An 11,346-nucleotide genomic window follows, 5' to 3' on the forward strand; every position below is an offset into this window, starting at 1 on the left:
GATTTCCGAAACCTACTCCAAATAATCTTTAAAAATTCTATTCCTAAACATTTTTTATCTTAAAACACTTTAAATTTATACCTACTACTAATACTAGATGCTATAATATAGGCAATAAACACGGAAGGAAGATTTCATGTTGATTGATACACAAGAACTGCAAACTATTATAAAACATCGTTATCCATTTCTTTTAGTAGACAGAATTTTGGAAGTAGAAGAGGGAAGAAGAGCAGTTGGTATAAAAAACGTCACTATAAATGAAAACTTTTTTAAGGGGCACTTTCCTAATTATCCTGTAATGCCTGGTGTATTAATAGTGGAAGCATTAGCGCAAGTCAGTGCAGTTGCGATGCTAACGAAAGAAGGGAACAAAGGTCGGTTAGGGTTGCTAGCGGGAATAGATAAATGTCGATTTAAACGACAAGTAAAACCGGGCGATCAACTTCGTTTAGAAGTGGAAATTACTCGTATAAAAGGCCTTATTGGAAAGGGAAAAGGTATTGCTACTGTTGATGGAGAATCGGTTTGTGAGTTAGAACTAATATTTGCATTTGGTGATTAATATTAATTACTTTACTATTATTCAATGCTACAAAATAAAAAAGCATCTTCGTCTACAAATAGCCCGTAGAAGAAGATGTTTTTTTTATGCCAGATTCAACTGTTATTAAAGTGCATATTAAAATTATTAACCTTTTATATAGTTTTTATTTATTTATTTAATTTACATATTGATTTTGGTGTTTTAATGATATATGATGAATACAAATGAAAGGAGGGAGTGAACAGCTCTTATGGCTTATCAAGTTATTAGTCAGTGTCCTGTTTGTAGTGAAACATTAAAAATTACAAAGCTGCACTGCTCGCATTGTCACACAACAATTGAAAACGAATTTGAATTATCGAAAATGGCATCCTTATCCAGTGAACAACTAAGATTTGTAGAAGTATTTCTTACATGTAGAGGAAATATTAAGGAAGTGGAAAAGGAGCTTGGAATTTCCTACCCAACAGTCCGTGGGAAACTAAATGAGGTTGTTAGCTCTCTCGGATACGAAGCGAAGAAGAAAAATGAAGTAGATGAAAAAAAGGTAATTGCAATGCTAGAAAATGGAGAAATAACTTCAGAAGAAGCGTTAAAACTTTTAAAAGATGAATAGGGGGAATGAAAGATGAAAACTGAAATTGAAAAAGTATTAACAATGGTACAGGAAGGGAAAGTAGATGCGGGGAAAGCCTCTGAACTAATCCAAGTTTTAAAAGAAAGAGACTCTGATAGCACCCCTTCGCCAAAATCATATACCGATAAAACATTGAAAGTACGAGTAGTTTCAGCAGAAAATGATAATGTTACAGTCAATTTGCCGATTAAGCTAGTGAAGGTTGTGCTTATGGCTGGACACAGTATTGCCTCTAGCATTCCGCAGTCGGAGAAATATGTAAAAGATATTGATATCAGCTTGATCTTAGAAGCGATTGAAAATGAACTAGACGGACAAATCGTGGATGTTAAATCAGCAAATGGCGATACAGTTTCCGTTACGATTGAGTAGAGCCATAATATGATTAGCGTAAAAGTAAAAACAGAAGGGATACGGTTTTCTATTCCTGTTCCGTATTTATTCATAAATCTAGGTATTCTCCTACTTTCTTCAGAGTTTTTGCATAAACAAATGAATAAATGGATAAAGGAATCTATGAAGGAAAAAGAAATGACATTTACCATTCCGCAGTTAGACAAAAAGGAACTAGGGAAAATTGTGAAAGAATTAAAAAGTCATAGAGGACTTGAGATTGTTGACGTTCAGGCGAAAGATGGTACAGAGGTTTTTATAAGACTATAACATACAAAAGAAGGTAACAACTGAGCGGGGTCTAATCGCTTATTTGTTACCTTTTTGTTATGCATTTTTTGTACTATTTAGTATTTGAAGACAAAAATCTAAGTCCTTGTTCAAATGGTCTTCCATAAGCTGCTTCGCTGTTTCACCATCCCTTGCTTTAATCGCTTCGTATATTTCCTCATGCTCATCTATTAATCGAGGGCGATTATAAAGCACCACGGTCTTACGAAAAAGATAGATAATGGATTTCATACGATGAATAGTGTCTATCATAAGTGCGTTACCGCTGGCTTGAACAATAATTTCATGAAAGCGTTCATTTGCATCCATGATTTCTTCAATAGTTCCTTCTCTTCCTACTTTTATGCAATTAGAAAGAGCGTTTAAGTCTTCTTCAGGTAAATAGGTTGCTGCTGCTTTTGCTGAGAATCCTTCTAGTAGACTTCTTACTTGAAACAAGTTTCGTAAATCTTTTTCTGTAGGCTGTACGACCTTTTTATTGACGATAAGCCCTTCATAATTTAATTGTCGCAATGATTCTCTAATAGGGGTCCGGCTAAATCCTAATTCAGCGGCTAATTTTTCTTCGACAATTTTTGTGCCACCTGGCATATCTCCATTCAATATCCGATCACGAATTACCTCATATGCTTGTTTGGAAGCAAAGCGAGAATTTTTATCGTACTGAGTCATTGCTTTCACTCCAATTATCTATTTCATTACTATCAAATTTATCAAAATAAATTAAGGAAAGAAAGTACTAATCTATAAAGTGTCCATTTAGTGTACGAAATAAACAAAAATGTATACAAAATAATGAAAAGAGTATACAATATAAAATGTTAAAGTTATTGTAAACGGTTTCAGATAGAGATTATTAAAACGTATGGTACACATTCAAATTAGGAACACTAACATATATAGGAGGAATAATTATGTCTAAAAAAATTGGTTTTATCGGTTTGGGAATCATGGGGAAACCTATGGCATTGAACTTGTTGGCTAAAGGGTACGAAGTTATCGTGAACGACTTAAACAAAGAGGCAGTTCAAACTTTAATAGATGCAGGTGCAACCGCTGGAGATTCAGCCAAAATAATCGGAGAAAACAGTGACGTAATTATTACAATGCTTCCTGCTTCTCATCACGTACAACAAGTTGTGCTTGGGGACAACGGCGTTCTAAGTGGAGCAAAAAAAGGTGCAGTAATTATTGATATGAGTTCTATAACACCAGTTGTTTCTAAAGAAATTGCTGCGATTGCTGAAAAACAAGGTGTTGAAATGTTAGATGCTCCTGTTAGTGGAGGAGAACCAAAAGCAAAAGATGGTACGCTTGCCATCATGGTCGGTGGTAAAGAAGAAGTATTTGAGCAAGTTAAAGACGTTCTTTATGCGATGGGTGCAGAAGTGACTTTAGTTGGTGGCAATGGAAGCGGAACTACTGCGAAATTAGCAAACCAAGTAATTGTAAACCTAAACATCGCTGCGATGTCTGAAGCACTCGTATTAGCTGCAAAAGCAGGTATTGATGTAGAGAAAATGTATCAAGCGATTCGTGGTGGACTTGCAGGAAGTGCAGTACTTGATGCGAAAGCTCCACTTATCTTAGATCGTAATTTCGTAGCTGGCGGAAGAATTGATATTAACATGAAAGACATAACAAACGTAATGGATACAGCTCATAGTCTTGGCGTACCGATGCCTTTGTCTAGCCAACTATTAGAAATTTTCCACGCATTAAAAGTAGACGGGAAAGCAGCAGACGATCACGGTGGTATTGTTCAATACTTTGAAAAACTTGCAAATGTTGAAGTTGGGAGAGTTTGATTCATGACGACAATTGATAGTACAGAAAAGAGAGTCGCTGAGGAAGTCTTAGAAAAGATCCAAGCTGTGGATAGACAAACCGTAAAAGACATGCTTGCGAATGAATTAGCTGATTTAAATAAAAAAATCATCGTACTAGACGACGACCCAACAGGCGTACAAACGGTTCATGGAATTTCTGTTTACACAGATTGGTCTGTAGAAAGTATGGAAAAAGGGTTCCAAGAAGAGAATTCTATGTTTTTTATACTAACTAATTCTCGCGGATTTACTGCTGCAGAAACCAAAAAAGCGCATACGGACATTGCTATGAATATTGCAGAAGTAGCCAAAAAACAAAATAAAGAGTTTATCGTTATTAGTCGAGGAGATTCTACTTTAAGAGGTCATTACCCACTGGAAACGGAAGTATTAAAAGATACAATCGAAGCAACTTCCAATATCCAATTTGATGGTGAAGTAATTATTCCGTTTTTCAAAGAAGGTGGTCGCTTTACAGTAGATAATATCCACTACGTACAATACGGAGAATATTTAGTACCTGCTGGGGAGACTGAATTTGCGAAAGACAGAACATTCGGCTATACAAAATCACATTTAGGTGAATACGTAGAAGAAAAATCAGCTGGCAAATTCACAGCGGAAAACGCTACATATATTTCACTTGAAAGCTTACGATCACTTGATATTGAAGGAATTTCCAATCAATTAATGCAAGTAAAGGATTTCAATAAAGTGGTGGTAAATGCTGTAGACTATGTTGATGTAGAAATCTTTGTGATTGCACTAGTTAAAGCGATCAAATCAGGGAAACAATTTATGTTCCGAAGTGCAGCTGCGCTAACAAAAGTAATTGGAGGAGTAAGCGATAAAGCACTGTTAACAAGGGAAGAATTAATCCAAGAAGAAACGAATCATGGTGGATTAATCCTAGTTGGATCGCATGTGAAAAAAACGACGGAACAGCTTGAAGTATTGAAAACAAGTAATTTCATTGAGTTCATTGAATTTAATACGCATCTTGTATTGCAGCCTGAAAAATTCCAAGAAGAAATAGATCGAGTGATTTCAACTACTGAAAACTTCATTCGTGAAGGTAAAACAGTTACTGTTTACACGAATCGTGAAAGACTAGATCTAGGTGAAGGTAAAAAAGAAGAAGAATTAAAACTATCCGTTAAAATTTCCGATGCGGTTACAAGCATTGTTCAACGACTGACTGTGCGTCCAAATTATATTGTCGCAAAAGGCGGTATCACATCTAGTGATATCGGTACAAAAGGATTAGAAGTAAAACGTGCAACGGTAGCGGGTCAAATTCAACCAGGTATTCCTGTATGGTTTACCGGAGAAGAAAGTAAGTTTCCTGGCATTGCATACATTATTTTCCCAGGTAATGTTGGTGCAGTTACAACTTTAAAAGATACAGTAGAAATCTTAAATAAGTAATGATTAGGGGGAAACTTACATGCTAGTTAATACAAAAGAAATGTTAAAAAATGCACAAGCCGGTAAATATGCAGTCGCTGCATTTAATGTATACAGTCTAGAAACAGTTCAGGCAGCTATTCGTGTGGCAGAACGGGAAAACCAACCAGTAATTATTGCATTAGGTGAGCGTTACTTTCCAAGCGTTGATGTAGAAGGTTTTGCCGGACTGGTGAAAGCCGTCGCAGAAAAGTCTCCAGTTCCTATTGCACTGCACCTAGACCATGCGTATGAAAAAGAGTCAATCATTCGTGCCATTCGTGCCGGGTTTACATCTGTTATGTTTGACGGATCAGCTTATGAAATAGAAGAAAATATTCGTCGTACAAAAGAAATTGTGGAAATCGCACATAAGGCTGGCGTATCGGTAGAAGCTGAAATTGGATCTTTAGCAAAAGGTGATTTCTCTGATGAGGAAGAAGGAGATGGCACATTAACGGATCCACAGTCTGCAAAAGATTTTGTTGCAGAAACAGGAGTGGACTTTTTAGCTGCTGCTATCGGAACAGTTCATGGTATGTATAAAGGGGAGCCGAAAATTGATTTGCCGCTATTAGGAAGAATAGCGCAAGCTGTTGATGTACCACTTGTGCTACATGGTGGATCAGGGACTCCGGATGAAATCGTGAAACAAGCTGTTCAACTTGGAATATGCAAAGTCAATGTGAATACGGAAGTATCAATGGCTGCTGTTACTTATCTGCAAAATGCTTTTGAGCAGAAACAAATGCCACATCTTTCAACAGTTATGGAAGAAATGCAACAAACAATGGAATCTGTCATGACCAAATTTGTACGCTTATTTGCAAATAAATAAGAAATGTCCCTGTGTCTTGCATGGGGACAAGCTTCTAAATCGAAATGGGGAATTCGAATGCCAATAGTATCTGTTTGTATAGGGGTTGCGCTTCTACTTCTATTAATGATTGTATTTAAGTTAAACGCTTTCATCTCGCTTATTTTAGTTTCGCTTGTTGTAGGTATATTAGAAGGTATGACACCACTAGAAGCTATGACATCTGTTCAGGGCGGTTTAGGTGGAACACTTGGAAGCCTGACGATGATTATTATCTTTGGGGCAATCCTTGGTAAGTTAATGACAGACTCAGGTGGGGCACAGCGTATTGCTACTACACTTATTCATGCGTTTGGGAAAAAGAGAGTTCAATTAGCAGCTGTTTTGACCGCTTCTGTCGTCGGGATTGCCTTGTTTTTTGAAACAGGAGTTGTTGTATTAATTCCTTTAGTATTTACGATTGCAACTGCCGCTGGAGTACCAGTTTTATATATTGGTATGCCGGTAATCGCTGCACTTATAACGATGCATGGTTTTGTTCCTCCGCATCCAGGACCAACTGCTATTGCTAGTGTGTTCGATGCAGACATTGGAAGAACATTAGTATATGGAGTCATTATTGCGATTCCTGCGATTATTATTGGTGGACCATTATTTACGAAGTTTTTTAAAAAGGAATCTTTAGAAGTCGAAATTCCAAAAGGACTTTTTAATCCGAAAGAATTTACGGAAGATGAAATGCCTGGATTTGCTACAAGTCTTATTACAGCATTGATGCCGGTTATTTTAATCGCATCTCATGTAATTGTTGTCATCGCAGCACCAGATTCAGCTGTCATGCCGTTCTTTGATTTTATTGGTAATGCCAATGTGGCACTCTTATTATCTGTAATATTTGCTTTCTTTACATTTGGTCTGAATCGCGGTAAAAAAATGAAAGAAGTTATGCAATCGGTTACAGATGCGGTTAGTGGCATTGCAATGATTCTCTTAATCATCGCTGCCGGTGGTGCATTTAAACAAGTATTAATCGATAGTCATATTGATCAATATATTGCAGACATTATGGCTAGCTCAACACTTTCTCCATTACTGCTAACTTGGTTGATTGCCGCTATCTTACGAGTAGCTGTTGGATCTGCTACGGTAGCAGGTATGACGGCTGCAGGTATTGCCGCTCCTTTAGTAGGAATTACGGGCATAAGTCCCGAACTAATGGTGTTAGCTGCAGGTGCCGGAAGTATTACATTCTCCCATGTGAATGATGCAGGATTCTGGATTTACAAAGAATACTTCAATCTTTCTATCGGGAAAACGATTAAAACGTGGTCCGTTATGGTAACGATTCTTTCGTTAGTAGGACTAGCTGGCGTGTTAATCCTTAACATGATTATTTCTTAACTAAAAAGCGTATTTTTCTACTATTGGATTGTAGAGAAATGCGCTTTTTTGCTGCTTGAAAACATCCTGTTTGATGCGTAGGACAATCATATCTAATAGTTGGACGATCTCTATCAAAAATTGGACAATAAATCTCAAAACCTGGACAAATTCTTAATTTCCCATTGCAACAGCTTAGGAACGATTGATATTTTATTACATGTGTTATAAAATACTTACATATGATATATTTTAATAATGGTGATGAATTACTTCTGGTTTTAGAGGCATTGTCCAATCCACAGCGTTTAAAAATTATTGCGGTTTTATCTGAGGGGCGACAATACGTTAGCCATCTTGCTCGTGAGCTTGGCATTAGCAGACCGTTATTGTATTTGCACCTACAAAAATTAGAGGAGGCGAATCTTGTTTCAAGCGATATGGAAATTTTAGAAACTGGCCAAGCAGCGAAATACTATCAGCTAAATGATATTCATTTTGTCTTAAATGAACAACTAATACATGATTTATCTAAATCTTTATCGATAAAAAGAAAAAAATAAGCAATCTTGAGGTGGAAAATATGGATGGAATCACGATATTCGGCATATTTCTTTCGTTACTTCCTTTAATTATTTTTATAGGAATTTTTGTAGCAATCATAGTATTTATAGTGAGCGTTGTTAAACGTTTTGAAAGACGAGCGGATGAAAGACTTGCCTTAGAAAAAGAGAATACCAATCTTCTACAGTCCAAATTAAACGGGATTGATGAAAGATTAAGTACGATTGAGAAAATGCTTAAAGATGTTGAGTAACGAAAATAGATCAGTTGAAAACCAACCTTTCTAATGGAGAGGTTGGTTTTTTGCTCGGATAGAGCGCGGTGTATTACTTCCTTTTAATTGGTAATAAAAGATAATGGCTCTGTCGTTTCATATTTTGTATGTTCGATCGTTTCGATAAACTTTTCAATTGTGGACGTTAGGTAAGCATTGGAACGTCTGATGAAGATTGTTTTGATCTTACTATATTTTTCAGGAAGGATATGGCATTGGATAAGTCCTCGCTTTTCTAAATGAGCAACGGCGGATCTAGGGACGTACGTGATTCCAAGCCCTACCGCAACACTACTTAAAATGGTCTCTAATGTCCCAAATTCCATTACCTTTTGAGGGGTAATATTTTGATCTTTGTACCATGCTTCGAGTCTTGCACGATATCCGCAACCTTTACTAAAACAAAGGAAAGGCTCCTCGATTAATTGTTCTAACGAAGTTGCTTTTATATCTGAAATTAACACAAGCTCTTCTTGAAAAACATCATGAGAAACAAGGTCTGGATGCACATCTGATTCTGTTACAAAGGCTCCATCTAAACGATGATTCAACACGTCCTGTTGCAATTGTTCTGTTACACCTGTTAGGAGGGAAAGGTCCACGTTTTTATACTTCCTTGTGTAAGCAGATAATATTGTTGGTAGGTTAATAACTGTTTCTACTGATCCAATTTCTAACTTACCAGAAGGGTCTTCTCCGCTTTGTACTACTTTTCTCATTTCATTCGTTAGTGCTAATATTTTCTCGCAATATACTAATAGTTTCTTACCTTCAGGAGTTAAACTCATACCCCTATTATGACGGTTGAAAAGTGGCGTATTTAGCTCTGTTTCCAGCTTATGTATTCTGGAGGTAATATTCGATTGCACATAGCTTAATGCTTTTGCTGCTTCCGTTATTGTTCCTTTTTGTGCAACCATTTGAAAGATTTCTAAGTCTTTAAACTCCATTGAGCTTCCTCCCTTTCTCACTTTTATTCTACTTAATATGATATCACTAAAAATGATAACAAACATCATTATTATTCATTTTACATGATGTCCAATCCTGTTGTTTAATAGATAAGGCAAGTAAATAAAGGAGAGTGATGTGTTGTGAAAGGGAATGTACTTTTAGGTGCAATACTATGTCTTGTTGCGAGCGTGTCGTGGGGAGCGATGTTTCCCGTTGCACATGCTGCTTTTCAATATATAGATCCATTTTATTTTACTATTATCCGTTATGGCTCAGTAACAGTCATTTTAGTGCTATTACTACTTTGGAAAGAGGGTAAACAAGCGTTTCAATTGGAGGGAAAGGGACTATCTCTATGGTTTTTTGGAACGATGGCTTTCACCGTTTATAATTTACTTATTTTCTGGGGAGAGGATTTGTTAGGAGAACCCGGAGTAATGGTGGCATCAATTATGGAATCATTAATGCCGATGATATCTATAGTGATTTTCTGGATGCTTTATAGACGCAGACCTTATACATTTACATTAGTTTGTGTATTAATCGCATTTATAGGTGCCTCTCTAGTTATTACAAAAGGCAACTTTGGAGCGTTTCTAACCGCAACAGACAATTTTGTTCCTTCCATCCTTATTTTAATCGCGGTTATTGGATGGGTAGTTTACACAATGGGTGGTAGTGAGTTTCGGGGGTGGTCAGCGTTAAGATATTCTACATTAAGCTGTTTGCTAGGAACTATTACAGCAAGCGTTATCGTGCTTATCCTTACCTTCACAGGTTATGTAAGTGTGCCTAGTATGGAAACAATTACGATTGTAAGTCCGCATTTATTATTTATGATTATTTTTCCAGGTCTTATTGCATTGCTTGGCTGGAATGTCGGTGTTAGTATTCTTACTCCATTAAATGGTCTGTTATTTATCAACTTTGTTCCCGTAACAACACTTGTTATTTCCCTTATTCAAGGAAATCAAGTAAATTATGTGGAATTGATCGGCATTACGTTTATTATATTCTCTTTAATCGCGAATAATATGTTTCTGCGGAAGAAACAGCAGAACGATACACCAGCTGCTACAGCTAAAGTTAAGGCGTCTGCTTCTATGAAAGAAATTTTATAGAAGCTAGGCGCTTTTATACGCTATACTAGGAATATTGATAAAAGGTTGGTGGTTTATGTGCAAAGGTATATCGGTGAAATATTACTAGTAGCAACAGCCATTATATGGGGAAGTGGATTTGTTGCTAGCGCCGTTTCGCTTGAATATTATTCACCCTATCAGATTTTGGCTGGAAGGTTTTTAATCGGAGCTATTATTTTAAGCATTGTCTTTTATAAAAAGTTGGCGAAAATGAAGAAAAGTACGCTTATTAGAGGAACTATTTTAGGCATTTTCTTATACTTAGCTTTCGCCCTTCAAACAGTCGGCTTACAATATACAACGCCTTCCAAAAATGCATTTTTAACGGCAGTAAATGTGGTCATTGTTCCTTTTATAGGATTTTTCCTATATAAAAGAAAAATGGATATGTATGAGTTAGGTGGAGCAGTTTTAGCAGTAATTGGGGTGGCGATATTATCGCTCAAACTTTCTTCTGAGATCAATGTTGGGGATTTGCTTACCCTTGGCTGTGCAGTCGGTTTTGCCTTTCATATATTCTATACAGCAAAGTTTGTCCAAGAAGAGGATCCCGTTGTTATAACGATTATCCAAATGGTTATGGCGGCTGCTATTGGTTGGATTGTTGTTGCTTTCAGAGGTGAAAGTACATTTTCTATGGAAACAGAAGGGTTGTTGAATCTGCTTTATCTTGGTGTTTTTTCCACAACGATTGCTTATTTAATGCAAACCGTTGCACAAAAGTACGTATCCGAAACAAAGGCGGCTATTATACTTTCCACAGAATCTTTTTGGGGAATGGCATTTTCGGTTATCATTTTAAGTGAAGTAATGACGTTTAAAATGATTGTTGGAGCTGTTTTAATTCTTTTTGCGATTATTTTATCTGAAACAAAGTTTGGTTTTTTGAAAAAGGATAAAATGAAATCACTTATATAGTTTTTGAATATAAAAGCGTTTCTACGTATGTGATCTGACCCAATAAAGTTAGACAAATATTTTAAGAAGCTTCAAGGACCTGAGTTCGGTATTCTACTGGACTTAGGTCTTTTAATTTTGCCTTCATTCGTTTATGGTTGTAATACTCGATATA

The 11,346-nt window shown here is 36.5% G+C and carries 15 protein-coding genes; 12 read left to right on the forward strand and 3 right to left on the reverse strand.

What is annotated here, in order from left to right; translation table 11 throughout:
• Window positions 1-136: 136 nt before the first annotated feature.
• The 4 genes from fabZ to FG382_RS20540 all read left to right on the forward strand — a co-directional run bounded on the left by fabZ (window position 137) and on the right by FG382_RS20540 (window position 1,847).
• A complete protein-coding gene (fabZ, locus tag FG382_RS20525) occupies window positions 137-565 on the forward strand; it encodes a 3-hydroxyacyl-ACP dehydratase FabZ (RefSeq protein WP_373287659.1) in 429 nt (142 codons plus the stop codon).
• 232 nt (window positions 566-797) lie between these two features.
• The gene (locus FG382_RS20530) at window positions 798-1,163 is read left to right on the forward strand and encodes a DUF2089 domain-containing protein (RefSeq protein WP_142540718.1); all 366 of its coding nucleotides are present in this window, start codon (window positions 798-800) and stop codon (window positions 1,161-1,163) included.
• Between the two features lie 12 nt (window positions 1,164-1,175).
• The gene (locus FG382_RS20535; protein ID WP_142540719.1) at window positions 1,176-1,556 is read left to right on the forward strand and encodes a hypothetical protein; all 381 of its coding nucleotides are present in this window, start codon (window positions 1,176-1,178) and stop codon (window positions 1,554-1,556) included.
• Window positions 1,557-1,565: 9 nt separating this feature from the next.
• Complete coding sequence (locus FG382_RS20540; protein WP_142540720.1) at window positions 1,566-1,847, forward strand: hypothetical protein; 282 nt, start codon at window positions 1,566-1,568, stop codon at window positions 1,845-1,847.
• A 57-nt stretch (window positions 1,848-1,904) separates the two neighbouring features.
• On the opposite strand, the gene FG382_RS20545 is transcribed toward FG382_RS20540, so the two are convergent.
• Window positions 1,905-2,540 carry a GntR family transcriptional regulator gene (locus tag FG382_RS20545; RefSeq protein ID WP_142540721.1) on the reverse strand — a complete coding sequence of 212 codons (636 nt, stop codon included), beginning with the start codon at window positions 2,538-2,540 and terminating at the stop codon, window positions 1,905-1,907.
• A gap of 242 nt (window positions 2,541-2,782) precedes the next feature.
• Here FG382_RS20545 and garR point away from each other — a divergent pair, with 242 nt between their 5' ends.
• From garR to FG382_RS20575, 6 genes are all read left to right on the forward strand, one after another.
• On the forward strand, window positions 2,783-3,676 hold the full coding sequence (gene garR, locus FG382_RS20550) for a 2-hydroxy-3-oxopropionate reductase (protein ID WP_142540722.1): 894 nt from the start codon (window positions 2,783-2,785) through the stop codon (window positions 3,674-3,676).
• Window positions 3,677-3,679: 3 nt separating this feature from the next.
• On the forward strand, window positions 3,680-5,125 hold the full coding sequence (locus tag FG382_RS20555) for a four-carbon acid sugar kinase family protein (RefSeq protein WP_142540723.1): 1,446 nt from the start codon (window positions 3,680-3,682) through the stop codon (window positions 5,123-5,125).
• Between the two features lie 19 nt (window positions 5,126-5,144).
• On the forward strand, window positions 5,145-5,981 hold the full coding sequence (locus FG382_RS20560) for a class II fructose-bisphosphate aldolase (protein WP_142540724.1): 837 nt from the start codon (window positions 5,145-5,147) through the stop codon (window positions 5,979-5,981).
• Window positions 5,982-6,038: 57 nt separating this feature from the next.
• The gene (locus FG382_RS20565; RefSeq protein WP_142540725.1) at window positions 6,039-7,361 is read left to right on the forward strand and encodes a gluconate:H+ symporter; all 1,323 of its coding nucleotides are present in this window, start codon (window positions 6,039-6,041) and stop codon (window positions 7,359-7,361) included.
• 221 nt (window positions 7,362-7,582) lie between these two features.
• Window positions 7,583-7,903, forward strand: a complete 321-nt coding sequence (locus tag FG382_RS20570; protein WP_142540726.1) for an ArsR/SmtB family transcription factor — start codon at window positions 7,583-7,585, stop codon at window positions 7,901-7,903.
• Window positions 7,904-7,923: 20 nt separating this feature from the next.
• Entirely contained in the window at window positions 7,924-8,157 is a 234-nt protein-coding gene (locus FG382_RS20575; protein ID WP_142540727.1) for a hypothetical protein, read from the forward strand.
• An 83-nt stretch (window positions 8,158-8,240) separates the two neighbouring features.
• Here FG382_RS20575 and FG382_RS20580 read toward each other — a convergent pair whose 3' ends face one another.
• Window positions 8,241-9,128 carry a LysR family transcriptional regulator gene (locus FG382_RS20580; protein ID WP_142540728.1) on the reverse strand — a complete coding sequence of 296 codons (888 nt, stop codon included), beginning with the start codon at window positions 9,126-9,128 and terminating at the stop codon, window positions 8,241-8,243.
• 144 nt (window positions 9,129-9,272) lie between these two features.
• Between FG382_RS20580 and FG382_RS20585 the strand changes: the two genes are divergently transcribed.
• Entirely contained in the window at window positions 9,273-10,253 is a 981-nt protein-coding gene (locus FG382_RS20585; RefSeq protein WP_142540729.1) for a DMT family transporter, read from the forward strand.
• Window positions 10,254-10,310: 57 nt separating this feature from the next.
• Window positions 10,311-11,192, forward strand: coding sequence for a DMT family transporter (locus tag FG382_RS20590; RefSeq protein ID WP_142540730.1), 882 nt, complete (start codon window positions 10,311-10,313; stop codon window positions 11,190-11,192).
• A gap of 61 nt (window positions 11,193-11,253) precedes the next feature.
• Here FG382_RS20590 and FG382_RS20595 read toward each other — a convergent pair.
• Window positions 11,254-11,346: IS3 family transposase (locus FG382_RS20595; protein ID WP_142538606.1), on the reverse strand; the 93-nt coding region annotated here is incomplete at its 5' end.

The sequence above is a fragment of the Psychrobacillus lasiicapitis genome (assembly GCF_006861795.1).
GTDB classification, from domain to species: Bacteria; Bacillota; Bacilli; order Bacillales_A; family Planococcaceae; genus Psychrobacillus; species Psychrobacillus lasiicapitis.

Bases quoted from the DNA above. Each gene is read 5' to 3' on its own strand.
- FG382_RS20540 (WP_142540720.1), top strand. From the start codon at position 1,566: ATGATTAGCGTAAAAGTAAAAACAGAAGGGATACGGTTTTCTATTCCT.
- fabZ (WP_373287659.1), top strand. From the start codon at position 137: ATGTTGATTGATACACAAGAACTGCAAACTATTATAAAACATCGTTAT.
- FG382_RS20565 (WP_142540725.1), top strand. From the start codon at position 6,039: ATGCCAATAGTATCTGTTTGTATAGGGGTTGCGCTTCTACTTCTATTA.
- garR (WP_142540722.1), top strand. From the start codon at position 2,783: ATGTCTAAAAAAATTGGTTTTATCGGTTTGGGAATCATGGGGAAACCT.
- FG382_RS20570 (WP_142540726.1), top strand. From the start codon at position 7,583: ATGATATATTTTAATAATGGTGATGAATTACTTCTGGTTTTAGAGGCA.
- FG382_RS20555 (WP_142540723.1), top strand. From the start codon at position 3,680: ATGACGACAATTGATAGTACAGAAAAGAGAGTCGCTGAGGAAGTCTTA.
- FG382_RS20560 (WP_142540724.1), top strand. From the start codon at position 5,145: ATGCTAGTTAATACAAAAGAAATGTTAAAAAATGCACAAGCCGGTAAA.
- FG382_RS20545 (WP_142540721.1), bottom strand. From the start codon at position 2,540: ATGACTCAGTACGATAAAAATTCTCGCTTTGCTTCCAAACAAGCATAT.
- FG382_RS20580 (WP_142540728.1), bottom strand. From the start codon at position 9,128: ATGGAGTTTAAAGACTTAGAAATCTTTCAAATGGTTGCACAAAAAGGA.
- FG382_RS20575 (WP_142540727.1), top strand. From the start codon at position 7,924: ATGGATGGAATCACGATATTCGGCATATTTCTTTCGTTACTTCCTTTA.
- FG382_RS20535 (WP_142540719.1), top strand. From the start codon at position 1,176: ATGAAAACTGAAATTGAAAAAGTATTAACAATGGTACAGGAAGGGAAA.
- FG382_RS20530 (WP_142540718.1), top strand. From the start codon at position 798: ATGGCTTATCAAGTTATTAGTCAGTGTCCTGTTTGTAGTGAAACATTA.